The following is a 24308-nucleotide window of genomic DNA, read 5'->3' on the forward strand; positions in this document are numbered from 1 at the left end:
GAGCTGGCTTGCCAGCGTTAGGGCCCTGAAGAACAATAAATTCCTCCTGTCGAGACTACTCTCGTGAGCACACCCAGCCCGTTTTCCCCCGATCACCCGGTCAGCGCCGAGCAGCGCGTGCTCAGCGGTCGCGACCTTTGTTCCCTGTGGTTTTCCCTCGGTATCGGCCTGATGGTCCTGCAGACCGGCGCCTTGCTCGGCCCGGGCCTGGGCCTGGCCAATGCGGTGCTGGCGATCATCGTCGGTACCAGCGTCGGCGTGCTGCTGCTCGCCGCCGTCGGGGTCATCGGCAGTGACACCGGTTTGTCGTCCATGGCCGCCCTGCGCCGCAGCCTGGGCCGCAATGGCGCACGCCTGCCGGCCATGCTCAACCTGCTGCAGTTGATCGGCTGGGGCTCGTTCGAAATCATCGTCATGCGTGATGCCGCCAGCTTGCTCAGCGAGCGCGCCTTCGGTGCAGGCAGTGCGCTGACCAACCCGTTGCTCTGGACCTTGTGCTTTGGTGTCCTGGCCACCTTGCTGGCGATCAGCGGGCCGTTGACCTTCGTGCGCAAGATCTTGCGCAAGTGGGGGATCTGGCTGCTGATCGGTGCCTGCCTGTGGCTGACCTGGAACCTCTTTGCCAAGGCCGATCTGGCCGCGCTGTGGGCGCGTGCCGGCGATGGTTCGATGCCGCTGGCGATCGGTATCGACATTGCGATTGCCATGCCGCTGTCATGGTTGCCGCTGATTGCCGACTACTCACGCTTCAGCCAGCGTGCCAGCCGGGTGTTTGCCGGCACGGCGCTGGGCTATTTCATCGGCAACGTATGGATGATGAGCCTGGGCGTGGCCTACACCCTGGCGTTTGCTCCAGCGGCTGAGGTCAATACCCTGCTGCTGGCGCTGGCTGGCGCGGGCCTGGGTATCCCACTGCTGCTGATCCTGCTCGACGAGTCGGAAAAGGCCTTTGCCGATATTCACTCGGCGGCCGTTTCCAGCGGTTTTCTGGTACGCCTGAAGGTCGAGCACCTGGCCTTGGCCATCGGCGTGCTGTGCACCCTGATCGCCAGTTTCGCGCCGTTGGCGCAGTACCAGAACTTCCTCTTGCTGATCGGCTCGGTGTTCGCACCGCTGTTCGGCGTGGTGCTGGTCGATCATTTCATCATCCGTCGCCGCCGCAGCGATGCCAGCCCGATCCACAGCCTGCATTGGCCGGCATTGTTGGCCTGGGCGATTGGCGTGGCGGCGTACCATCTGCTGGCACACTACGCCCCGAACCTCGGCTCGACCCTGCCGGCCTTGCTGCTGGCAGGGTTAGTGTACTGGGCGGCAGCGCCAGCGGTCAGCCGCGACCGGGAAACAACTCCGGCTTGATCACACCGTTCAGGCGCGGGTAGGGGATTTTCAGCTCGATGTGGCCCATGGAGTACGGGGCGATGGCATAGACCTCGTACTTGAGCACCACCGCACCGTAGGTCAGGGCAATGTGCGGGGTCTGGCGGAAGGGCCAGGTCTTGACGAACTCGGCGTCCTTGTCCATGCCGGTGCTGATCAGCCAGCCTTTGTGGGCTTCTTCGGCAGTCTTCCAGAAGGTCGCTTCCTGGCCCGGTACCAGCATGTCCTGCAGGCTCAGCACCTTGTCCTGCTGGCGCGAATAGTTGATGAAGCCGCGCCCGGGCATACCATGGGCGCCACCAGTATCCAGATAACTGGACAGCTCGATGATCACCAGTCCGTCATGCTGCTCGCGTACCTTGGCTTGCAGGTAGCTGCTGTTGCGGCTTTCGGCGCTGGCCATAAACTGCTCTTCATAGGCTTTGAGCGAGGCGGGCAGGGCGCTGCGCTCGTTGTCCTGGGTCAGTTGTAGCAGGCGTTTCTCGATGATGCCGTCCAGCTTGGGGTTGGCCGGGAAGTGGATGGTGTCGATGTTGACCAGCGGGCAGTCGGCGTTGCTGCAACCGGGCTTGATGTGCTCCCAGCGGTCGCGCTTGACCTCCAGCGGTGTGCGCATGTTGGGCTGGAACAGGCTCTGACAAGCGCCTAGGGCCAGGGCCAGCACGGCCACGGACGTCAGTTTCACAAGCGTCATGATGATCCTTGTAAGGCAAAGGTGATCGGACTTGGACCGTCGGCAAGGCCTTCAGTTCGCCACTAAGCTGAATAGACCAGCGGGGTGTCTATCCTCGCAGCCTGGACAGTATCTTTAAAGAGGTGAAACACGGCGGTGTGCAGGTTAGGATGGCGCGATGCGGTAAATGAGGTAACGAGGATTCCCATGCCAGACACGTTCAACAACGCAACGCCCAGCAAGGTCGAGATCATCGACCGGGCCATTTGCTACAAGGGCTTCTACCGCCTGGACAAACTTCGCCTTAGCCACGAGCTGTATGCCGGTGGCATGGGGCGCGAAATCAGCCGCGAACTTTTCGTGCGTCACGATGCGGTGTGCGTGCTGCCCTACGACGCCCAGCGCGATGAAGTGGTGCTGATCGAGCAGTTTCGCGTCGGTGCCATCGGCAAGGTCGACAACCCCTGGTTGATCGAGCTGGTCGCCGGTCTGATCGACAAGGACGAACAACCGGAAGAAGTTGCACACCGCGAAGCCGAGGAGGAAGCTGGACTTGTGTTCAGTACGCTGTGGCCGATGACCCGGTATTTCCCGTCACCGGGCGGCAGCGATGAATTTGTGCATCTGTTTCTGGGTCGCTGCAGCAGCGATGGGGCCGGTGGCCTGCATGGCCTGGAAGAAGAGGGCGAGGATATTCGCGTCAGGGTCTGGGCGTTCGAGGATGCGCTGCAGGCCGTGCGCGATGGCAAAATTGCCAACGCGGCAACCATCATTGCCTTGCAATGGCTGGCCTTGAACCGCGCTGAAGTCAGGGGGCTATGGTCGTGAATCTGCTGCGCGAGCGCTACCGGGTCGATCTGGTCGGGTTGCAGGCTGCCTGCGAGGCCAACTATGCGCGCTTGATGCGCCTGCTGCCCGACATGCGCAGCACCCAGAGCTCGCGCCGGATCGGCATGACCCAAGGGGACCAGATGCTTGGCGTACTGGTCCTCGATGTCGTGCTCGCTTGCCCTTACACCACCACCTTGCGCGTGCGCCAGGAGCACAGCCTGCCCTGGCTGCCGGTGCCGCAGCTGGAAGTGCAGGTCTACCACGACGCGCGCATGGCCGAAGTGGTCAGCGCCGAGCATGCCCGGCGCTTTCGCAGCATCTACCCGTACCCGAATGCGGCCATGCACCAGCCGGATGAAAAGGCCCAGCTCAACCTCTTCCTCGGTGAATGGCTGAGCTATTGCCTGGCCTGTGGCCATGAGTTGGCCGTCGTTCGCTGAAATGTGACGGCGGTCGTTTTCGAGTATTTGCTCAAAGCCCGCCAGCCGCCATAATCGCGCTGAATCCGTTCAAGGAGTCGGCCATTGCCGCAATCATCGATCCCACTTCGCGACGCGCCAGTGCACCTGGTGCAACTGACCGATAGCCACCTGTTTGCCGACCCGCAAGGCACGCTGCTGGGCATGAACACCCGCGACAGCCTGCAGCGCGTGATCGAACGGGTGCGCGCCGAGCAGCCGCGGATCGACCTGGTGCTGGCCACCGGCGACCTGTCCCAGGACGGCTCGCTGGCGTCCTACGCCAGTTTTCGTGACCTGACCGCCAGCCTCAAGGCCCCGGCACGCTGGCTTGCCGGTAATCATGACGAGCCGTTGCCGATGGAGCAGGCGGCGCAGGGCACCGAACTGCTCGATCCCGTGGTGGATATCGGTAACTGGCGAATCCTGCTGCTCAACTCGGCAGTGCCCGGCTCGGTGCCGGGGTTGCTCGATGACGGCCAGCTCAACGTGCTCGAGCAAGCGTTGAGCGAAGCGCCCGAGCGCCATCACCTGATCTGCTTTCATCACCAGCCGGTGCCTATCGATTGCGCCTGGATGGCACCGATCGGCTTGCGCAATGCCGATACGCTGTTTGCCGTACTGAAAGGTTATCCACAGGTGCGCGCCTTGCTCTGGGGACACATTCATCAGGAATGGGACCAGGTGCGCGACGGTGTGCGGCTATTGGCCTCACCGTCGACCTGCATCCAGTTCGAGCCGGGGAGCGAAGACTTCAAAGTCGGCGAGCAGGCTCCGGGCTATCGCTGGCTGCGCCTGCAGGCGGATGGCTCGATCGACACCGGCGTATCGCGGGTGACCGACTTCGAATTCACCGTCGATTACGCAGGCGACGGCTATTAAGTGTTGCCAAAACACTGAAACCGCTCCTTCTGCCGCCGAACAGGCTAAAATGCGCGCTTTCCTGCCTGGCGATCCAGGCATTCAAGGCGCATCGGGGGCGGCATGTCGGGTTCGATTCTCTATATTCACGGGTTCAACAGCGCGCCGTCGTCGAAAAAGGCCTGCCAACTGGTAGCAGTCATGGCACAACTGGGGCTGAGCGAGCGCCTGCGCGTCCCGGCGCTGCATCATCACCCGCGCCAGGCCATTGCCCAGCTGGACGCCGCCATTGCCGAGCTTGAATCGCCATTACTGGTCGGCAGCTCGCTCGGCGGCTACTATGCCACCCATCTGGCCGAGCGCCATGGGCTCAAGGCCTTGCTGATCAACCCGGCGGTCAACCCGCACCGGCTGTTCGATGGCTACCTGGGGCCCCAGCAGAACCTCTACACCGGCGAAACCTGGGAGCTGACCCTGGACCACGTGCAGGCGTTGGCCGAACTGGAAGTGCCAGCACCGGTGGATGCCGGTCGCTTTCAAGTGTGGCTGCAAACCGCCGATGAAACCCTGGACTACCGCCAGGCCGAGCAGTTCTACCGCGCTTGCGCGCTGCGCATCCAGGCCGGTGGCGATCACAGCTTCCAGGGCTTTAGCGAACGCCTGCCAGCCCTGCTGAGCTTTGCCGGTATTGCCCCGCAGCAGTATCAAGCGCTCGATTTTTCTGTATTTTGATAACCTATTTTCACCCACGACTGACGACGAGAACCCATGGCCATTCCCAGCGCTAGTGCCTATAACGCAGACGCCATCGAAGTCCTCTCCGGCCTTGACCCGGTGCGCAAGCGCCCGGGCATGTACACCGATACCAGCCGGCCGAACCACCTTGCCCAGGAAGTGATCGACAACAGTGTCGACGAAGCCCTGGCCGGGCACGCCAAGTCGGTGCAGGTGATCCTCCACGCCGACCATTCCCTGGAAGTGTCCGACGACGGTCGCGGCATGCCGGTGGACATCCACCCTGAAGAAGGCGTCTCCGGGGTCGAGCTGATCCTCACCAAGCTGCACGCCGGCGGCAAGTTCTCCAACAAGAACTACCAGTTCTCCGGCGGTCTGCACGGGGTTGGTATTTCGGTGGTCAACGCCTTGTCCAGCCAGGTGCGGGTCAAGGTCAAGCGTGATGGCAACGAGTATCAGATGACCTTCGCCGATGGCTACAAGGCCACCGAGTTGGAAGTGGTCGGCACCGTTGGCAAGCGCAACACCGGAACCTGCGTGTACTTCGCTCCGGACCCGAAGTATTTCGATTCGCCGAAATTCTCCATCAGCCGCCTCAAGCACGTGCTCAAGGCCAAGGCGGTATTGTGCCCGGGGCTGCTGGTCAGTTTCGAAGACAAGGCCAGCGGCGAGAAGGTTGAGTGGCATTACGAAGACGGCCTGCGTTCCTACCTGGTCGATTCGGTCAGCGACTTCCTGCGCCTGCCCGACGAGCCGTTTTGCGGCAGCCTGGCCGGTAACAAGGAAGCGGTCGACTGGGCGCTGCTGTGGCTGCCCGAAGGCGGCGACAGCGTTCAGGAAAGCTACGTCAACCTGATCCCCACCGCCCAGGGCGGTACCCACGTCAATGGCCTGCGCCAGGGCCTGCTCGATGCCATGCGCGAGTTCTGCGAGTTCCGCAACTTGCTGCCGCGCGGGGTCAAGCTGGCGCCGGAAGACGTCTGGGAGCGCATCAGCTTCGTGCTCTCGATGAAGATGCAGGAGCCGCAGTTCTCCGGGCAGACCAAGGAGCGCCTGTCCTCCCGCGAGGCGGCCGCGTTCGTCTCCGGCGTGGTCAAGGATGCCTTCAGCCTGTGGCTCAACGCTCACCCCGAGCTGGGCATGCAACTGGCCGAGCTTGCCATCAACAACGCCGGCCGGCGCCTCAAGGCGAGCAAGAAGGTCGAGCGCAAGCGCATCACCCAGGGCCCGGCACTGCCCGGCAAGTTGGCTGACTGCGCCGGGCAGGACCCGATGCGCGCCGAGCTGTTCCTGGTCGAGGGTGATTCGGCGGGCGGTTCGGCCAAGCAGGCGCGTGACAAAGAGTTCCAGGCCATCCTGCCGCTGCGCGGCAAGATCCTCAACACCTGGGAAGTCGATGGCGGCGAAGTACTCGCCAGCCAGGAAGTGCACAACATCGCCGTGGCCATCGGTGTCGACCCGGGCGCTGCGGACATGAGCCAGTTGCGCTACGGCAAGATCTGCATCCTCGCCGACGCCGACTCCGACGGCCTGCACATTGCCACTTTGCTCTGCGCCCTGTTTGTCCAGCATTTCCGCCCGCTGGTCGAAGCTGGCCACGTGTATGTGGCCATGCCGCCGCTGTACCGCATCGACCTGGGCAAGGAGATCTACTACGCCCTGGACGAAGCCGAACGCGATGGCATCCTCGACCGCCTGGTGGCCGAGAAGAAGCGCGGCAAGCCGCAGGTCACCCGATTCAAGGGGCTGGGCGAGATGAACCCGCCGCAGCTGCGCGAAACCACCATGGACCCGAACACCCGGCGCCTGGTCCAGCTGACCCTGGACGATCTGGACGGCACCCGCGAGATCATGGACATGCTGCTGGCCAAAAAGCGCGCTGGCGATCGCAAGAGCTGGCTGGAATCCAAAGGCAACCTGGCCGAGGTCCTGGCTTGATAGCTCGGGCCCTGGCTGCGCTGCTGGCGCTGTTCGCCCTGTCTTCACAGGCGGCGCCCTGGCCCGAGCTCAAGCTGGTTGCCGAGCACCCGGTCGAGGGCATGCGCGGTGGCAACCTGTCCGGCCTGAGTGCATGCCGTGGCGGATTGTGGGCGGTTTCGGACCGCGACGACGAGCTGCTCTACCGCCTGGACACCTCGGCAACGGTCTGGCAAGCGCAAGCGCTGCACATGGACGTACCGCCGGTACCGGAAAGCGGTCTGCCCTGGGGCTTGCGTTCGCGCACCTGGGCTGCTTCGCAGGTGCGCGGCGGTGAGCTGGATTTCGAAGGCCTGAGCTGCGACGGCGCCGGCAACCACTACCTGGTCAGCGAAGCCCATGCGGCAGTGCTGCAAGTGCCGGTAGAGGGTGCACCTAACTGGTTGAAGATCGACCCGAGCATGGTCCGTCAGGCGCGGGCCAGTGGCATGTTGCTGCATTTCAATGCGCTGTTCGAAGGCCTGGCGGTGAGCCCGGCCGGTGACCGCATCTGGCTGGCGGCCGAGCGCGAGCGCCGCGGCCTGTTGTTGATCAACCGCTTGCAGACCACCTGGAACTGTGGCGACGGCTGCGTGCTGCTCAGCGAAGCCGGGGTCGAGATGCAGCCATCGCAGATGACCAAGCCGCGCCCGGTGTCGCGGGACTTTGCCGACCTGGCACTGTACAACGACAAGCTCTTTACCCTGGAACGCAATGCCTACCGCATCTGCCGGCGGGACGCGCAGACTGCCAAGGTCGAACGCTGCTGGTCGTTTGCCGCCGATGCGCTGGCCGAGCATCGGCATTACTCGCAGCCTTTCGGCCTGGCCGAGGCGCTGGTGATCGATGACACGGGCGCCTGGATCGGCCTGGACAACAACGGTGCGACCCGCCAGGACGGCGAATCGCGACCGATCGTCTGGCGCTTTGCCGCGCCGGCCGGTGGCTGGAGTGCCAAGTCGTGAGCCAGCCGCCGGGCAAGCGGGCTGGCCGGGTATTGCTGATTCTGGCCTGGGCGGCCGGATTGTTCCTGGCTACGCGCTTTTTCGGCGAGTGGGAACAGCGCCAGGCCAACCCCAATGCCGTGGTCACCTCGCAACATGGCGAGGGTTACATCGAAGTGCAACTGGCCGGCAATGGCCAGGGGCATTTCGTCGCCGATGGCCGGATCAACGGCCAGACAGTACATTTTCTGCTCGACACCGGGGCCACTGACGTGGCGATTCCCGAAGCCCTGGCCAGCAAGCTCGGCCTGGAACACGGTGCGCCGGTGATGTTGAGTACCGCCAACGGCCGTACCCAGGGCTATCGCACACGCCTGGAGCAGTTGCAACTGGGCGATATCCTCCTGCGCAATGTCCGCGCGCTGGTGGTGCCGGGGCTGGATGGCGAACAGGTATTACTGGGCATGAGTGCCCTGAAACAACTCGAATTTACCCAGCGTGGTGGCACCTTGCTGCTGCGCCAGAACCTGAAATGATGAGGCCCGCATGAGCGACTCCCTTGATCTCAGCCTCGATGGCGTAGAGCGCCGGTCACTGGCTGACTTCACCGAACAGGCCTACCTCAACTACTCCATGTACGTGATCATGGACCGTGCCTTGCCGCATATCGGCGACGGCCTGAAGCCGGTGCAACGGCGCATCGTCTATGCCATGAGCGAACTGGGCCTGGACGCCGACTCCAAGCACAAGAAGTCGGCGCGTACCGTCGGTGACGTGCTCGGCAAGTTCCACCCCCATGGCGACTCGGCCTGCTATGAGGCCATGGTGCTGATGGCGCAGCCGTTCAGCTACCGCTACACCCTGGTCGATGGCCAGGGCAACTGGGGTGCGCCGGACGATCCGAAATCCTTCGCCGCCATGCGTTACACCGAAGCACGCCTGTCGCGCTACTCCGAAGTGCTGCTCAGCGAGCTGGGCCAGGGCACGGCCGACTGGGTGCCGAACTTCGACGGCACCCTCGACGAGCCTGCGGTGCTGCCGGCGCGCCTGCCGAATATCCTGCTCAACGGCACCACCGGTATCGCCGTGGGCATGGCCACCGACGTGCCGCCGCACAACCTGCGCGAAGTCGCCTCGGCCTGCGTACGTCTGCTCGATGAGCCCAAGGCCACGGTCGAGCAGCTCTGCGAGCACATCCAGGGCCCGGACTATCCGACCGAAGCCGAGATCATCACCCCGCGCGCCGAGCTGCTGAAAATCTACGAAAGCGGCCGTGGTTCGGTGCGCATGCGTGCGGTGTACCGCATCGAAGACGGCGACATCGTCGTCACCGCGCTGCCGCACCAGGTTTCCGGGGCCAAGGTGCTGGAGCAGATCGCCGCGCAGATGCAGGCCAAGAAGCTACCGATGGTCGCCGACCTGCGCGACGAGTCGGACCACGAGAACCCGTGCCGCATTGTCATCATCGCCCGTTCCAACCGGGTCGACCTCGACGAACTGATGCAGCACCTGTTCGCCACTACCGACCTTGAGTCCAGCTACCGGGTCAACGTCAACATCATCGGCCTGGACGGCCGCCCGCAGTTGAAAAACCTGCGTGCGCTGCTGGTTGAATGGCTGGAATTTCGCGTGCAGACGGTGCGCCGCCGCCTGAAGTTCCGCCTGGACAAGGTCGAACGCCGCCTGCACCTGCTCGAAGGCCTGCTGGTGGCTTTCCTCAACCTGGATGAAGTGATCCATATCATCCGTACCGAGGACCAGCCAAAAGCTGCGCTGATTGCCCGTTTCGACCTCACCGAAACCCAGGCCGAGTACATCCTCGAGACCCGCCTGCGGCAGTTGGCGCGCCTGGAAGAGATGAAGATCCGCAACGAGCAGGACGAGCTGGCCAAGGAGCAAGCCAAGCTGATCGCCCTGCTGGGCAGCGAAACCAAGCTGCGCAAGCTGGTGCGTGCCGAGCTGATCAAGGACGCCGAAACCTATGGCGACAACCGCCGCTCGCCCATCGTCGAGCGGGCCGAAGCCAAGGCCCTGTCGGAAAACGAACTGATGCCGACCGAGCCGGTCACCGTGGTGCTCTCGGAGAAGGGCTGGGTACGTTGCGCCAAGGGCCACGACATCGATGCCACGGGGCTGTCCTACAAGGCCGGCGATGGCTTCAAGGTCGCCGCTGCCGGGCGCTCGAACCAGTTTGCCGTACTGATCGACTCCACCGGGCGCAGCTACTCGCTGGCCGCTCATACCTTGCCGTCGGCCCGTGGCCAGGGCGAACCGCTGACCGGGCGCCTGACGCCGCCGCCGGGGGCGAGCTTCGATTGCGTGCTGTTGCCTGAAGATGACGCCCTGTATGTGATCGCCTCCGACGCCGGCTACGGCTTCGTGGTCAAGGGCGAAGACCTGCAGGCCAAGAACAAGGCCGGTAAAGCGCTGCTCAGCCTGCCAAACGGCGCCAAGGTCATCGCGCCGCGGCCGGTGGCCGATCGCGAGCACAACTGGCTTGCGGCGGTGACCACCGAAGGTCGGCTATTGATCTTCAAGGTCAGCGACCTGCCACAGCTGGGTAAGGGCAAGGGCAATAAAATCATTGGCATCCCGGGTGATCGGGTAGCCTCACGTGAAGAATTTGTCACAGATCTGGCCGTCCTTCCTGACGGCGCGACCCTTGTATTGCAGGCCGGCAAGCGTACCCTGTCACTCAAGGCCGACGACCTTGAACATTACAAGGGCGAACGCGGGCGCCGGGGCAACAAGCTGCCCCGTGGCTTCCAGCGGGTTGACGCACTGTTGGTCGAAATCCCCGGGTAAGTCTGGGTTAGACAGCCTGAACGGGTATTTTCCTGCCCGTTCGGGGTTGAAACACTGGAGTCGAGCCGCTATTTCGCGGATGATAGGCCCCTTGCGGTACCAGCGTGGCTGTGTACCCGAACGAATCTATATGAGTATCACTGCGGTTTGCCTTGTGGCGACCGCCTGGATGGGATGATGAAATTTCTGCGCCTTCCGTTGGTTCTGCTGTGTGGCGTGCTCGGATTGGCCGGTTGCAGCATGCACCAACCGGTATCCCTGTATCAGCTCGACAGCGGTGAGCCTGGCCAACCCAAGCAAAGCGCTGGCATGGCAGTGGTGCTCGGCCCTGTATCGGTTGCCGACTACCTGCAACGCGAGACCCTGCTGCAGCGCCAGGCCGATGGCAGCCTGACCGCAGCCACCGATGGCCGTTGGGCCGGTAGCCTGTCGGCCGATATCGACCAGTTGCTGGTCCGTCAACTGGCCTGGCGTCTGGACAGCCAGCGGGTGGTCCTGGCCCCGGCCAGCACCGGTTTCACCCCGGATGTACAGGTTCTACTGTCGATTACCCGCCTGGACTCCGGTACCAACCAGCCAGCGATCCTCGACGCCCAGTGGCGCCTGCTGGATCGCCGTGGCCAGGTCCGTGACAACCGCATCGTGCACCTGGAGCAACAGCACCAGGGTAGCTCGGCTGCTCAGGTCCAGGCCCAGGGCCAGTTGCTGCAAAAGCTTGCCGAACAGTTGAGTATTGCCTTGAAGCCGCTGGCCAATCAGCCTGTGGTGGTTGAAGAACAACCGAAAAAGGCGGCACCGGTTCAGGTGCGCAAAGAGCCGGAGAAGCCGAAAATTCCGTTGGCGACACCGATTCGTACTGATCTGGAAGTGTTCCGCTTCTGAGTCGAGTGCCTACAAAAAGCCCGCAGCGATGCGGGCTTTTTTGTGGGCGCTCATCCTGTCTATGGGCGCTGGCTTGCCAGCGATCGGCCGTGAAGCGGTCGTAAGTCAGTCAGCACCGGTCTGTCCTCATCGCTGGCAAGCCAGCTCCCACAGGTCAGCAACAAAAAAGCCCGCATCACTGCGGGCTTTTAGGTCTAGCAGGGGCTCAGCTCTTGACCCGGCGCTCATGCATCCGCGCCAATTGCCGTTCCAGCATCGACGGGTACGGCTCCATCAAGCGCTCGACGCAGCAGGCACCCTCGGGGCTGGCGATCGGGCGGATGCGGGCGCGCTGGCGCACCAGGGCGTCGTCGCTGATCTTGCGCTCGACCAGTAGCAGGTTGCGGCTGTGCTGCGACAGGGCCAGGGCATCCTGGGCCTTTTCAGTCAGCAACAGGTCGATCTGGCTCAGGCCGTGCAGGTCTTCACCCAGGGCCAGGCCCAACTGCAATTGCAGGGTGATGCCGCTGTCGGCCACTTCGATCTGCAGGGCATGGCCCAGGGCACGCAGCAGCTCGCCACAGCAGATGGCGTTGGTGAGGTAGTCCTCGCCACTGTCCTGGCTGTGGAACAACAGCAGGGTGCTGCCGTCGTTAAGGGTGTGCACTTCGCTTTCATACAGCGAGGCAGCCTGGTCGAGGCAGTCGCGGTAGCGCTCAAGCAGTTCGGTAAGGCGCGTGCGCGGCAGCCGTCGCAGTTGTTCCTGGGAGCCCAGTTGCACCGCCAGAACGGCGCTGGCCTGTGGCTCACGGTTGATCGGGGCAGCCGGAACAGGGGCGGGGCTGTGGTCTTCGTCGAGCAGGTCGGCGAAGGCATCATCGCTGTCGTCATCTGCCGCAGGTTTTACCGGTTTGGCGGCCCTGGCCACGGCAGGTTGCTCGTCGAAGCTTGGGTCGCGCAGGTTGCGCACTTCGAATTCCGGCTCATCCTCGTCGAAGGATTCTTCGGCTTCTTCTTCCGGCTCGACTTCCCGTGGCGGCGGTGCCAGGCGGGTGTGCAGCTGGCGCGCCAGGTCGCCGATTTCATCCTGGCGCTCGATGGCCGGGGTGAACTCGTTGATGTCGCGCAGCCAGACCCGCAATTGCAGCAGCGGGGTGGAGATGTAGCGACCCAGGCGCAGGCTCATGGCCAGTGCCAGGGCCAGCAGGATGCCGGCAAGAATGCCCATGCTCTGCAGGCTGATGGTCAGCGGCTGCTGGAACTGGCTCATGTCCAGGCTGATGCGCAGTTGCCCGGCGGTCACGTCCTGGAAGGTGATCTTGGTCTGGTACAGGCCCTCGGCCTCGCCCAGCAGGCCGTTTTTCGGGCGCTGGCCGGCTTCTGCAAGGATCCGGTTGTCGACGCTGTAGATCGCCGCATGGGCCACCAACGGGTTCTTCACCAGATTGCCGAGCAGCACATTGAGGCTGAGGATGTCGTTGGACACCAGCAGCTCGGTGGCCGAGGTCGCGGTTTGGGTGGTCAGGCTCTGCCCCAGGGCATCGGCCTGCTCATGCATGGCTTCCTTGAACTGCAGGCCCATCACGCAGGCGTAGATCACCAGCGCCAGTGCCACCAGGAACACGTTATGGCAGGCGATACGCAGCGCCAGCGGTATTCGGCGTTGGCGCAGGGCGTGGAAGATCAGCAGGAAGAAGTTGTCGGTCTTAACGGGCGTGGGCCGGTTCACAGAGCGCGGCTCTTTATGTCGGAGAAGTTGCTGCGCAGTATAGCGAGGGCTCAGGGGCGGGCAAAGTATCGACTGCGCCCGATGGTCAGCGAAAATCGGTAGAATGCGCTTTTTTTCAACGAGTCGGAGCCCGTCTTGCGCGAAATCGTTCTGATTAACATCACTGGTGAGGACCGCCCGGGTCTTACTGCGGCCATCACCGGCGTCCTGGCCCAGGGTGGGGTGAACATCCTCGACATCGGTCAGGCGGTGATTCACGACACCCTGTCCTTTGGCATCCTGGTGGAAATTCCGGATACCGAGAAGGCTTCATCGGTGCTCAAGAACATCCTGTTTGCGGGCTACGAACTCGACCAGCAGGTGCGTTTTACTCCGGTTTCCGAAGCCGACTACCAGAACTGGGTCGAAGGCCAGGGCAAGGCCCGGCATATCGTCACCCTGCTGACCCGCAAGGTGACTGCCGAGCAGTTGCAGCGCGTCAGCTCGATCACCGCCAAGTACGGGTTGAACATCGACCATATCGATCGCCTGTCCGGTCGTGTGGCGCTGGACACTCCGGTTGAGCAGGGCAAGGGCTGCATCGAGTTCTCGGTACGTGGCGAACCGGCTGATCCACAGGCCCTGCGCGCCGAGTTCCTCAGCGTCGCCCAGGAGCTGAACGTTGACATCGCCTTCCAGCAGGATTCGCTGTTCCGTCGCAACCGCCGCCTGGCGGTGTTCGACATGGACTCGACGCTGATCGAAGCCGAAGTGATCGACGAACTGGCCAAGGCGGCGGGTGTAGGCGAGCAGGTTGCAGAAATCACCGAGCGGGCCATGCGCGGCGAACTGGATTTCCGTGCCAGCTTCAAGGAGCGCCTGGCGCTGCTCAAGGGCCTGGACGTTGGCGTGCTGGACCAGATCGGTGCTTCGCTACGCCTGACCGAAGGCGCCGAGACGCTGTTTGCCGAACTCAAGCGCCTGGGCTACAAGACCGCCATTCTCTCTGGCGGCTTCACCTACTTCGCCAAGCAGCTGCAAGCCAAGCTGGGCATCGATTATGTGTTCGCCAACGAGCTGGAAGTGGTCGATGGCAAGGTGACCGGCGTGGCTGTCGAGCCGATCGTCGATGCCCAGCGCAAGGCCGACCTGCTTGGCGAGCTGGCGCGCAAGGAAGGCCTGCAGATGGAGCAGACCATTGCGGTCGGTGACGGCGCCAACGATCTGCCGATGCTGGCGATTGCCGGCCTGGGCGTGGCCTTCCGCGCCAAGCCGTTGGTCAAACAATCGGCCAAGCAGGCGATCTCGACCCTGGGCCTGGATGGTGTGCTGTACCTGTTGGGTTTCCGGGATCGCGACGGTCGCGCGTGATGGCGGGGGCGCTGTGCGGCCCATCGCTGGCAAGCCAGCTCCCACAGGGTTTTGCGCAGGATCCGAAAGCCAGGTACAAAAAAGCCCGCATCGCTGCGGGCTTTTTTATTTTCAGGCTTGCTCCGGCAGTGCCAGGCGCTGGCCCATGCTTACCGCAGAGCCTGCGCCGAGCTCTTCGGCCCATTTCACTTGCTCTGGCCCGAACAGTACCACGGCTGTCGAACCCAGCTTGAAACGGCCCAGCTCGGCGCCTTTCTCCAGGTGGATCGGCGCACGGCTGGCTTCGTCGTAGCGCACGGTTTTCAGTTCACGCTTGGGTGGCGTCACCAGGCCGGCCCAGACGGTTTCGATCGAGGCGACGATCATCGCACCCACCAGTACCACGGCCATCGGCCCGCGTTCGGTGTCGAACAGGCAGACGACGCGCTCGTTGCGGGCGAACAGTTCCGGAACGTTTTCGGCAGTGGTCTGGTTGACCGAGAACAACCGGCCCGGTACGTAGATCATCTCGCGCAGGGTGCCGGCCAGCGGCATGTGCACGCGGTGGTAGTCCTTGGGCGACAGGTAGATGGTGGCGAACTGGCCACCCATGAACGGCGCGGCGTTGGCCGGATCGCCACCCAGCAGCTCCAGGGCGCTGAAACTGTGGCCCTTGGCCTGGAAGATACGCCCATGCTCGATCGGGCCGAGCTGGCTGACGGCACCGTCGGCCGGGCAGAGGATCGCCCCCGGGGTTTCATCCAGCGGACGCGCACCTGGCTTGAGGGCGCGGGTAAAGAAGGCGTTGAAGTGCTCGTAGGCGGTGACGTCTTCGACCAGGGCCTGGGACATGTCCACCTGGTAGCGCTTGGCGAACCAGCTGGTGAAGGCGTTCTTGAACCAGCGCACGCGGCATTCGGCGATGCAGCCGGCCAGGCGCGAAAGCAGGTGATGAGGCAGCAGGTACTGACTGATGATGAACAAGCGGGATTTCATTAGGTTTCCTTAAACTTCGACAGGGGTGTCGGGGTGGTTGCCCCATTCGCCCCAGGATCCGGCGTAGGCTTTGACCCGAGGGTAGCCCAGATGCTTGGCCACCAGGTAGGTAAAGCCGGAACGGTGATGAGTCTGGCAGTGGGTGACCACTTCCTTGTCTTTGCTGATGCCCAGCTGCGCGAGGATTTCGGGCATGTCCTTGCGGATACGCAGGTGATCGTTCATGTCCATGCCGGCGGTCCATTCGAAATTGACCGCGCCGGGGATATGCCCGCCCTTGGCCGCGAGGACTTTCTCGCCACGGTACTCGGCTGGGCTGCGCGCGTCCCAGATCACCAGGTCGGTGGCACCGAGGCGGCTTTGCAGGTACTCGCGGGTTGCCGTTGGCTCTTCGTGCAGGGTCAGGCTGACCGTGCCGGTGATGTTGAGCGGCACATCAGTGGCAAGGTTGTTGGCCGGCCAGGCCTGGATGCCACCGTTGAGGTAGTGGTAGCGCTTGTGCCCGATGACGTCGAGCAGCCAGATGAAGCGCCCGGCCCAACCGCCGCCTTCCTCGTCATATACGACGTAGACCGCGTTGGCGTTATGGCCGAGTTCGGCAAACAGTTTTTCCAGGTCAGCCTTGGCCGGCAACAGGCCTGGCGCGGGAGGCTGGCCCAGCTGCGTGCGCTTCGGGTCGACGAAGCGCGCACCGGGAACATGCCCGCTGGCATAGCGGTTGGGGCTGGTCAGGTCGACCAGGATCAACTCTGGCGCATCCAGCCGGGCTTGCAGATCAGCCGGCTCGATTACCAGGGGCAAGCCAGAAAAGTCAGTCATCCAGAGTCTCCAGAGCAGAACAGAGGGGGGCGATTGTAGCGCATGGCTCAGGCGCTGCGGTTGCTGAAGGCGGTCAGGGCCCGCTCGATGCATTGCGCGGTTTTGCCGAAGGCTTGCACGCTGACGTCGGCCAATGGCTTGCCGCCCTGGTCGGCGACCAGCAGCATCACCACCCGGCCATTGCTCGATAGCGAGCGCAGCAACACATGTTCGCTGCGAAACAGCGCACGCAGGCTGGCCGGCAGCAGGGCCGAGAACTGGGCGTGGTTGTCCGGGGTCAGGCGCAGTTGCGCCGACTTGCTCAGCAAACGCTGCAACAGTTTGCTTTGCTCGATAGGCAGCACCAGGTTGGCAGCTTCACCGGGAATGCCGGCAGTCTGGTGAACCCGCAACTGGCTCACGGTCTTGTCGGTCATCAACAGCATCAGCCGTTGCATGCCGCAGGCGACCAGGGCATCGCGCGCCAGGGTAGTGAGGTGGATGGCGTTGCTGAACGGGCTCGGCTCGGCGAGCAACTCGCCGCAGAGCTTGCGCCAGGTGCCCAGGGCCTGGGCCGAGGGCGTTGGCGGGGCGATCTGGCCCTGGTGCAGGTGTTGTTGCTGCCAGGGCCAGAGCAGCGCCTCGGCCGGGTGGAACAGGCCGGGGCAGGCGTGATGACGGGCACTGATCGCCGCCTGTTGGTGCACCAGTTGTTGCACATCGTCCAACGGCGTTTGCAGGTAAAGGCTGGTGAGCAGTTGCCAGCGCTGCACATGTGCATTGGTCCAGCCCGCCTGCGAGGCCAGGGCCAGGCCGTTGGCCAGTAGCACGGTATTGGCCGGCTGATTGAACCAGCGGCGCAAGCTTGGCTGATCGTCGAGGCGTTGTTGCTGGTGCAGGCTGTCCTGATCGCGGGCGATGAGGATCGCCTCGGCCAGCAGGCGGCGTTCTTCCTGCAGTAAATGGTAACCGCGGGTTACCCAGTCCGGCAGGCGCCAGTGTTCGGCCAGGGCCTTGCACAGGCTCATGACCCGTACGCCAAACAGCTCTTCTTCCACTCGGGAGGCCGACTCGCCTTTGTGCACCACGCGCAGCTCCCATTCATCGAGGAGCTTGGGGTGCGTCAGCGCCAGCGGCCACAGCGGCGCCAGGAACAGCAGGCTACCCCAGTGGATTTCTTGCCACAGACGCGCCAGGCGGCTGGCGAACAGGCCGTTGGCCTGCTGGCTGGCGTGCTGGCTGACCATCTGCAACTGGCGCAGGGTGGGCGCAATCTCGCTCTCGGGCACGGCCGGCAGGCGTTCCAGCAGCTCTGTGGTACGCGCAAGCCCCAGGCGGTTGAGGGCGATTTCCAGGCTCTCGGCCGGCTCGCTCATGGCCGTACTGCTGTGGTGATTTGCCTCGCGCATCACGCTGAGCACCAGGGCCGGGCTGTCCTGCATCAGTTCGGCGATATCGCGCAATGAGCGGCGGCTGTCGCCGATGGCGGCTTTTACCCGCTCGAAACTGGCCAGCGGCACCGGTAGGCGCACGCTATCGAGGAGCTTGACCCAGGCATCGAGTGTTTTTGGTGTTTGACTTGGCACGATGGTTTCAATAGGCATGCTGGAGGTAGGCCGAACTGGCTTTTCGCCTTGACTGACTATAGTCTGGCGCACTTCTGCCGATAAGTAGAAGAAGAGTTTTTTTAACTTCCGCTCACGACCCTGACCACGACAGTAAGTGCTTCCTATCTATGGCTAAAATTATCGGCATCATCGTCGTATTCGCGAGTGTGCTCGGCGGATATGTTCTTTCCCACGGCAAGATTGCGGCCCTGATTCAGCCTTTCGAAGTGCTGATCATCGGTGGCGCTGCCTTTGGTGCATTTCTTCAGGCCAACCCTGGTTACATGACCATGCATGTAATCAAGAAGTCGCTGAAGATGTTTGGCACGCGTTTTACCCACACTTTCTATATCGAGGTGCTGGGCCTGGTCTACGAGATTCTCAACAAATCCCGTCGCGAAGGCATGATGGCGATCGAAGCCGATATCGAAGACGCCGCTGCCAGCCCGATTTTCGCCAAGTACCCGGCAGTCCTGGGGGATGAGCGCATGACGGCGTTCATCTGTGATTACCTGCGCATCATGTCCACTGGCAACATGGCCCCGCACGAGCTCGAGGGCCTGTTCGACATGGAACTGCTGAGCATGAAGGAAGAACTCGAGCACCCGTCCCATGCCGTGACCGGCATCGCCGACGGCATGCCAGGTTTCGGTATCGTCGCTGCGGTTCTGGGTATCGTGGTGACCATGGCCTCGCTGGGCGATGGCGACCAGAAGTCCATCGGCCTGCACGTGGGTGCGGCGCTGGTGGGTACCTTCTTCGGTATTCTCGCCGCCTACGGTTTCTTCGGCCCGTTGGCCACATCCTTGCGCCATGACGCCAAGGAAGAGCTCAACATCTACGAGGCGATCAAGGCCTCGCTGGTGGCTTCGGCCTCGGGCATGCCGCCATCGCTGGCCGTGGAATTCGGGCGCAAGGTGCTGTTCCCGGCCCATCGCCCGAGCTTCGCCGAGCTGGAACAAGCAGTTCGCGGTCGCTAAGCCATGGAGAACAATCAGCCCATTATCGTCAAGCGCATCAAGCGCTTTGGCGACGGCCACCACGGTGGCGCCTGGAAGATCGCCTTCGCCGACTTCGCTACGGCGATGATGGCGTTCTTCCTGGTGCTGTGGCTGCTGTCGACGGCCACGCCTGAGCAGAAGATTGCCATTGCCGGCTACTTCAAAGACCCGATCGGTTTTTCCGAGAGCGGTACGCCCTACATCATCGATCTCGGTGGTTCGCCCCAGCTCGCTCCGGAAAAGACCATCAACCCGGAAGTGAAATCCGAGCCGACCCCTGACACCAGCTTGCAACTGGACCAGGACAAGGTTGAGAGCATGGCCGAGCAGGTTGAGCGCGAACGCCTGGAACTGCTGCTGCAGGAGCTGCAGAACAAGGTCGAAGAAAACCCGCAACTGCAGAAGTTCAAGGACCAGATCCTCTTCGAAATCACTCAGGACGGCCTGCGCATCCAGATCATGGACGCCGAGAACCGGCCGATGTTCGACCTGGGTAGCGCGCGTTTGCAACCGTACTTCGAAGACATCCTGCTGGCCATGGCCGACACCATCAAGGCGGTGCCGAACAAGATCAGCATCAGCGGCCATACCGATGCCAAGCCGTACGCCGGTACCGGTGACTTCGGTAACTGGGAGCTGTCGGCCAACCGTGCCAACGCGGCCCGTCGTGCGCTGGTCGCCGGTGGCTATCCGGATACCCAGGTGGCACGGGTAGTGGGTTACGCCTCGTCGTCGTTGTTCGACCGGCAGAACCCGCTCAACCCGGTCAACCGCCGTATCGATATCATTGTCCTGACCAAGAAGGCCCAGCGTACCATCGAGGGCGAGCAGACCCAGCCTGCTGCCCCTGATGCCGCGCAACCCGGTGCTGCAGCGCCGGTACCGGCTGCCCCGCAAGTGCAGGCCCCGGCGGCCGAGCCCGAGCCGATGCAGCCACGGGAGTTGCGGCAGAAGCTGAACATCTTCGAGGACGGCGTGTTGAAGATGGACGAAAACAAGCAGTAATACTGTTTGTAGAAAAACGCCCGTGCGCAGCGATGCCCACGGGCGTTTTTTTACGCTACGGACTAGAAGCCGCGGCGGATCTTGGCCTTGAGGTCGGCATGGAAGAAATCGGCGTTGGAGCGGTTGGTGGCATTGGCCTCGCAGGCTTCACTGTCGATCGAACGCTTGAAGGTCTGCTCGTCATGGTAGGCGCGAACGTACAGGTCAATGTGCTCGCGGTTGTACATGGTTGGCCACTTCTCCAGATAGGCCGGTAAGGTGGCCTCGCCGCATTGGTAGAAGGCAACCCGGCGATTGACCAGGGTAGCCGCCCCCAGTTGGAAGGGCACCCACCAGGCGTCGGCGGTCTCGGGGGCAAGCACGGCGATCAGATGGGTACATTGGCTGATGTTGCGCCGGATAATGCCGCTGATATCGTCGGTGGTCTGCTGCGCCTCGTTGTCGAACAGGTCCAGTTGGGTACTGATGCCTTCGAGCTTGAGCCGTTCATTGATGATGAAGGCGTCCAGGCGTTGGCTGTGGCGATAACTGATAAAGACTGGCATCAGTGGTGCCCTCCCAGGCTGGAGGGCGTGGCATCGATGCGTAACGGCTGAATTGTCATGGTTGATTCCTTTCATACGCAGGGCATGGGGCGATTCGCTTCATGGCGGCGAATCTTGAAAGGTGACAATCAGCGAAAGTCTTTCGGACAGCAAGGTACGACCAACAAACAAGATGCTTCCTGCTTGTTTGGGTAAAAATCCCTACATATAGGTCCTACTTTGTAGCCGTTTGAGGCCCGTTTCCGAGCCTCGGGTACTCAGTAGCTGTCTTGCGGCAGGCTGGCGATGATCGAACGGTAGCTGTTCATTCGCTGCTGTTGCACGCGGCCATCTTCGAGGGCCTTGAGCAACGCGCAACCGGGTTCGCGATCGTGCTTGCAGTCGCGAAAGCGGCAGGTGCCGAGCAGGTCGGTGAATTCGATGAAGCCGGCTTCGACATCGGCGCGGCTGACATGGCCCAGGCCGAATTCACGGATACCCGGGGAGTCGATCAGTTCGCCACCGCCAGGGAAGTGATAGAGGCGGGCGGTGGTGGTGGTGTGGGTGCCCTGGCCGGACCATTCCGACAGGTCGCCGACGCGGGTCTGCACATCGGGCAGCAGGCTGTTGACCAGCGATGACTTGCCAACCCCGGACTGGCCGACGAACACACTGATGTGGCCGTCGAGTTGCGCCTGCAGCTGCTCCATGCCATTGCCCTGATGGGCCGACACTTCCAGCACGGGATAGCTCAGCTGTCGGTACACCGCCAGCAACGCATTGAGCGCCGGCGCGTTCTGTTCGTCGATCAGGTCGGCCTTGTTCAGCAGCAGCAACGGCCGGATGCCGGCATGTTCAGCCGCCACCAGGTAACGGTCGATCAGGTTGGCATGGGGTTCCGGTGCCGGGGCGAAGACGATCACGATCAGGTCGACGTTGGCCGCCACCGGCTTGAGCTGGCCGCGGCTGTCCGGGCGGCACAGCTCGGTGTGGCGTGGCATCTGTGCCACGATCACGCCGATGCCCTGGTTGCCAGCCCGCCACACGACCTTGTCGCCGGTGACCAGCGCTGGCAGGTTGGCGCGCAAGTGGCAACGGAACACCTGGCCGGCAACGTCGCCGTCCTGGGCTTCGACTTCGACCTGCACGCCAAAGTGGGCGATAACCAGGCCCAGTTGTTCCGGGCCGAGGTCGCCGCCTTCGAGCTCCTTCAGGGTCTGTTGTTCGCGTTTGGCGGCGCGGGCAGCGCGTTCACCCTGGATTTTTTCGATGCGCCAGTTCTGGCGTCGATTGAGCTGGCGTTTGGCCATGAAGGTTCCGTGTTCGGGAGGCAATATTTAACGGCGGGGAGTTTAGCACGCTCCACTAGGCTAAACTGCGCACCTACCGAGGAGCAGAATCATGCAGAACCCACAGAACCTGATCTGGATCGACCTGGAAATGACCGGTCTGGATCCGGATCAAGACGTCATTATCGAAATGGCCACCATCGTCACCGACAGCGACCTCAACACCCTGGCCGAAGGCCCGGTGATCGCCATTCACCACAGTGATGCAGTGCTGGCGCGCATGGATGAGTGGAACACCCGCACCCATGGCGCCTCCGGCCTGACTCAGCGGGTCAAGGACAGCACGGTCAGCATGGCCGAAGCCGAGGCCCAGACCATCGCTTTCCTGGAGCACTGGGTACCCAAAGGCAAATCCCCGATCTGTGGCAACAGCATCTGCCAGGATCGCCGGTTCCTCTATCGCCACATGCGCAACCTGGAAAACTACTTCCACTACCGCAACCTCGACGTCTCGACCCTCAAGGAGCTGGCGGCACGCTGGGCCCCTGAGGTGCGCGACAGCTTCAAGAAGGGCGGTACCCACCTGGCGCTGGACGATATCCGCGAGTCGATCAACGAATTGCGCCACTATCGCGAGCACTTCATCAAGTTCTGATCGCAGCGCCGTCGGCTTGTACAGACAATCCGTGCGGCGCCCCCTTTTGGTGCCTGTGGCAACTGGTTAGACTGCGCGCCCCATTGCTCGGATCTGCGCCATGTTGTTGATGCTCTACCTCGTTGCTATCACCGCTGAAGCCATGACTGGCGCGCTGTCGGCCGGCCGTCGCGGTATGGACTGGTTCGGTGTGGTGCTGATCGCCTGCATCACCGCGCTGGGTGGTGGCTCGGTGCGCGACGTACTGCTGGGGCATTACCCGCTGACCTGGGTCAAGCACCCGGAATACCTGGTGTTGACCAGTTTCGCGGCGCTGATGACCATCTTCATTGCACCGCTGATGCGCCACCTGCGCTCGCTGTTCCTGGTGCTCGATGCCCTGGGGCTGGTGGCCTTCACCCTGATCGGCTGCATGACGGCGCTGGAAATGGGCCAGGGCATGCTGGTGGCGTCGATCAGCGGGGTGATCACCGGGGTGTTTGGCGGCATTCTTCGGGATATCTTTTGTAACGATATTCCGCTGATCTTCCGCCGAGAGCTGTATGCCAGTGTGTCGTTCGCGGCGGCCTGGTTCTATCTGGGGTGCGTGTACTTCAATGTGCCGGGTGAGCAGGCGATTCTGCTGACCTTGTTTGGCGGTTTCCTGCTACGGCTGCTGGCGATTCGGTTTCATTGGGAAATGCCCAAGTTTCATTACAACGACGAGCATTGAAGGCTTAAGCGGCAAGTGCCAAGCCACAAGCTGCAAGTTGAGGCGATCAGCTTGAGGCTTGTGGCTTGGTGCTTGCCGCTGTTTTCATGGCATGCTGCCCCAACGCCCACTCCACATGCTCGCGCACCAGCTCCGACGGATACTCCCGCCGCGCCTTGAGCGCCTCCAGCACCTGGATAGTCGACGGTGCATTGCCCAGCCCCACCGCCAGGTTGCGTAACCAGCGCTCATAACCGGCACGGCGCAGCGGTGAGCCTTCGGTGCTGTCGAGGAAGGTCTGCTCATCCCACATGAACAGCTCTGCAAGCCCGGCGCTATCGAGATTGTGCCGGGGCTTGAAGTCGCTCTCGCCGCTGGGGCGGGCAAAACGGTTCCACGGGCAGACAATCTGGCAGTCGTCGCAGCCGAATACCCGATTACCGATCAACGGTCGCAGCTCTTCGGGGATCGCGCTTTTCAGCTCGATGGTCAGGTACGAGATACAGCGCCTGGCATCCAGCACATAGGGGCCGACAAAGGCCTGGGTCGGGCAGATGTCCAGGCAGGCGCTGCAGCGTCCGCAGTGTTCGCTGGCGTGTGGCGGATCGACCGGCAGCGGCATATCGACGAACAGCTCGGCAAGAAAGAAGTAACTGCCGGCCTTGCGGTTGAGCAGCAGGGTGTTCTTGCCGATCCAGCCCAGCCCGGCCTGCTCGGCGATGGCCTTTTCCAGCACTGGGGCGCTGTCGACAAACGCCCGAAAGCCAAACGGGCCGATCTCTTTCTGGATGCGCTCGGCCAGGTGTTGCACGCGTTTGCGTACCAGCTTGTGGTAGTCGCGGCCCAGGGCGTAGCGGGAGATATAGGCTTTCTCCGGTTGGGCCAGTTGCTGGGCCATGCGCGTATCACCCGGCAGGTAGTCCATGCGCAGGGACACCACGCGCAAGGTGCCGGGCACCAGCTCATCCGGGTGCGAGCGCTTGCTGCCGTGGGCGCCCATGTAGTCCATTTCGCCGTGATAGCCGGCCTCAAGCCAGCGCTCCAGGTGTTTTTCGTGCTCGCCCAGGTCCACCCCGGCGATGCCGACATGGGCAAAGCCGAGCTCTCGGCCCCAATCCTTGATCGATTGGGCCAGCGTGGGTAGGTCGGGGGCGGAAGCAGGCATGGGAATAAGGCAATACGG

Annotated in this window: 23 protein-coding genes; 15 read left to right on the forward strand and 8 right to left on the reverse strand. The window is 62.9% G+C overall.

The genetic code is table 11. The annotated features are described in order from the left end of the window. The first annotated feature begins 63 nt into the window (after nucleotides 1-63). Nucleotides 64-1356 (forward strand): putative hydroxymethylpyrimidine transporter CytX, encoded by a 1293-nt coding sequence (gene cytX / locus UW3_RS0106860; protein ID WP_010221566.1) that lies wholly within the window; start codon nucleotides 64-66, stop codon nucleotides 1354-1356. On the opposite strand, the gene UW3_RS0106865 is transcribed toward cytX, so the two are convergent. After that, a complete protein-coding gene (locus UW3_RS0106865) occupies nucleotides 1325-2071 on the reverse strand; it encodes a DUF3298 and DUF4163 domain-containing protein (protein WP_010221567.1) in 747 nt (248 codons plus the stop codon). The two genes, cytX and UW3_RS0106865, sit on opposite strands and share 32 nt — an antisense overlap. Nucleotides 2072-2257: 186 nt before the next feature. Here UW3_RS0106865 and UW3_RS0106870 point away from each other — a divergent pair, with 186 nt between their 5' ends. The 9 genes from UW3_RS0106870 (at nucleotide 2258) to UW3_RS0106910 (ending at nucleotide 11522) form a co-directional block, all read left to right on the forward strand. Further along, nucleotides 2258-2878 (forward strand): NUDIX domain-containing protein, encoded by a 621-nt coding sequence (locus UW3_RS0106870; RefSeq protein ID WP_010221568.1) that lies wholly within the window; start codon nucleotides 2258-2260, stop codon nucleotides 2876-2878. Continuing rightward, nucleotides 2869-3321 carry a DUF1249 domain-containing protein gene (locus UW3_RS0106875; protein WP_010221569.1) on the forward strand — a complete coding sequence of 151 codons (453 nt, stop codon included), beginning with the start codon at nucleotides 2869-2871 and terminating at the stop codon, nucleotides 3319-3321. Before UW3_RS0106870 ends, UW3_RS0106875 begins: the two co-directional genes overlap by 10 nt. 84 nt (nucleotides 3322-3405) lie before the next feature. Next, nucleotides 3406-4221, forward strand: coding sequence for a 3',5'-cyclic-AMP phosphodiesterase (gene cpdA, locus UW3_RS0106880; protein ID WP_010221570.1), 816 nt, complete (start codon nucleotides 3406-3408; stop codon nucleotides 4219-4221). Nucleotides 4222-4323: 102 nt separating this feature from the next. After that, nucleotides 4324-4932, forward strand: coding sequence for a YqiA/YcfP family alpha/beta fold hydrolase (locus tag UW3_RS0106885; RefSeq protein ID WP_010221571.1), 609 nt, complete (start codon nucleotides 4324-4326; stop codon nucleotides 4930-4932). Nucleotides 4933-4968: 36 nt separating this feature from the next. Beyond that, nucleotides 4969-6873, forward strand: a complete 1905-nt coding sequence (gene parE, locus UW3_RS0106890) for a DNA topoisomerase IV subunit B (RefSeq protein WP_010221572.1) — start codon at nucleotides 4969-4971, stop codon at nucleotides 6871-6873. Then, nucleotides 6870-7856: an esterase-like activity of phytase family protein gene (locus UW3_RS0106895; RefSeq protein WP_010221573.1), complete on the forward strand. Its 987-nt coding sequence runs from the start codon at nucleotides 6870-6872 to the stop codon at nucleotides 7854-7856. The genes parE and UW3_RS0106895 overlap by 4 nt, the downstream gene beginning before the upstream one ends. Next, nucleotides 7853-8371 (forward strand): retropepsin-like aspartic protease family protein, encoded by a 519-nt coding sequence (locus UW3_RS0106900; protein WP_010221574.1) that lies wholly within the window; start codon nucleotides 7853-7855, stop codon nucleotides 8369-8371. Before UW3_RS0106895 ends, UW3_RS0106900 begins: the two co-directional genes overlap by 4 nt. 10 nt (nucleotides 8372-8381) lie before the next feature. Continuing rightward, the gene (gene parC, locus UW3_RS0106905; RefSeq protein ID WP_010221575.1) at nucleotides 8382-10640 is read left to right on the forward strand and encodes a DNA topoisomerase IV subunit A; all 2259 of its coding nucleotides are present in this window, start codon (nucleotides 8382-8384) and stop codon (nucleotides 10638-10640) included. 177 nt (nucleotides 10641-10817) lie between these two features. Beyond that, the gene (locus tag UW3_RS0106910; protein WP_026001219.1) at nucleotides 10818-11522 is read left to right on the forward strand and encodes a PqiC family protein; all 705 of its coding nucleotides are present in this window, start codon (nucleotides 10818-10820) and stop codon (nucleotides 11520-11522) included. 205 nt (nucleotides 11523-11727) lie between these two features. Here UW3_RS0106910 and UW3_RS0106915 read toward each other — a convergent pair whose 3' ends face one another. Next, nucleotides 11728-13230 carry a HAMP domain-containing protein gene (locus tag UW3_RS0106915; protein WP_010221577.1) on the reverse strand — a complete coding sequence of 501 codons (1503 nt, stop codon included), beginning with the start codon at nucleotides 13228-13230 and terminating at the stop codon, nucleotides 11728-11730. 135 nt (nucleotides 13231-13365) lie between these two features. Between UW3_RS0106915 and serB the strand changes: the two genes are divergently transcribed. Then, nucleotides 13366-14580 carry a phosphoserine phosphatase SerB gene (serB, locus tag UW3_RS0106920; RefSeq protein WP_010221578.1) on the forward strand — a complete coding sequence of 405 codons (1215 nt, stop codon included), beginning with the start codon at nucleotides 13366-13368 and terminating at the stop codon, nucleotides 14578-14580. Nucleotides 14581-14691: 111 nt separating this feature from the next. On the opposite strand, the gene asd is transcribed toward serB, so the two are convergent. Genes asd through UW3_RS0106935 form a run of 3 tightly spaced genes read right to left on the reverse strand, consistent with a single transcriptional unit; the run spans nucleotide 14692 to nucleotide 17957 of the window. Continuing rightward, the gene (gene asd / locus UW3_RS0106925) at nucleotides 14692-15555 is read right to left on the reverse strand and encodes an archaetidylserine decarboxylase (RefSeq protein WP_010221579.1); all 864 of its coding nucleotides are present in this window, start codon (nucleotides 15553-15555) and stop codon (nucleotides 14692-14694) included. A 9-nt stretch (nucleotides 15556-15564) separates the two neighbouring features. Further along, a complete protein-coding gene (locus tag UW3_RS0106930; RefSeq protein ID WP_010221580.1) occupies nucleotides 15565-16374 on the reverse strand; it encodes a rhodanese-like domain-containing protein in 810 nt (269 codons plus the stop codon). A 47-nt stretch (nucleotides 16375-16421) separates the two neighbouring features. Then, nucleotides 16422-17957, reverse strand: a complete 1536-nt coding sequence (locus tag UW3_RS0106935) for an HDOD domain-containing protein (protein WP_010221581.1) — start codon at nucleotides 17955-17957, stop codon at nucleotides 16422-16424. A 131-nt stretch (nucleotides 17958-18088) separates the two neighbouring features. Between UW3_RS0106935 and motA the strand changes: the two genes are divergently transcribed. Continuing rightward, nucleotides 18089-18940: a flagellar motor stator protein MotA gene (gene motA, locus UW3_RS0106940; RefSeq protein WP_010221582.1), complete on the forward strand. Its 852-nt coding sequence runs from the start codon at nucleotides 18089-18091 to the stop codon at nucleotides 18938-18940. Nucleotides 18941-18943: 3 nt separating this feature from the next. Then, complete coding sequence (gene motB, locus UW3_RS0106945) at nucleotides 18944-19966, forward strand: flagellar motor protein MotB (RefSeq protein ID WP_010221583.1); 1023 nt, start codon at nucleotides 18944-18946, stop codon at nucleotides 19964-19966. Nucleotides 19967-20028: 62 nt separating this feature from the next. On the opposite strand, the gene UW3_RS0106950 is transcribed toward motB, so the two are convergent. Beyond that, on the reverse strand, nucleotides 20029-20511 hold the full coding sequence (locus UW3_RS0106950; RefSeq protein WP_010221584.1) for a TIR domain-containing protein: 483 nt from the start codon (nucleotides 20509-20511) through the stop codon (nucleotides 20029-20031). Nucleotides 20512-20768: 257 nt separating this feature from the next. Next, nucleotides 20769-21800, reverse strand: coding sequence for a small ribosomal subunit biogenesis GTPase RsgA (rsgA, locus tag UW3_RS0106955; protein ID WP_010221585.1), 1032 nt, complete (start codon nucleotides 21798-21800; stop codon nucleotides 20769-20771). A 91-nt stretch (nucleotides 21801-21891) separates the two neighbouring features. Between rsgA and orn the strand changes: the two genes are divergently transcribed. Continuing rightward, entirely contained in the window at nucleotides 21892-22434 is a 543-nt protein-coding gene (gene orn, locus UW3_RS0106960; protein ID WP_010221586.1) for an oligoribonuclease, read from the forward strand. Between the two features lie 100 nt (nucleotides 22435-22534). Then, nucleotides 22535-23146 carry a trimeric intracellular cation channel family protein gene (locus tag UW3_RS0106965; RefSeq protein ID WP_010221587.1) on the forward strand — a complete coding sequence of 204 codons (612 nt, stop codon included), beginning with the start codon at nucleotides 22535-22537 and terminating at the stop codon, nucleotides 23144-23146. A 46-nt stretch (nucleotides 23147-23192) separates the two neighbouring features. Here UW3_RS0106965 and queG read toward each other — a convergent pair whose 3' ends face one another. Next, a complete protein-coding gene (gene queG, locus UW3_RS0106970) occupies nucleotides 23193-24290 on the reverse strand; it encodes a tRNA epoxyqueuosine(34) reductase QueG (RefSeq protein ID WP_010221588.1) in 1098 nt (365 codons plus the stop codon). Nucleotides 24291-24308: the final 18 nt, after the last annotated feature.

It is taken from the genome of Pseudomonas donghuensis (genome assembly GCF_000259195.1).
Lineage (GTDB): Bacteria > Pseudomonadota > Gammaproteobacteria > Pseudomonadales > Pseudomonadaceae > Aquipseudomonas > Aquipseudomonas donghuensis.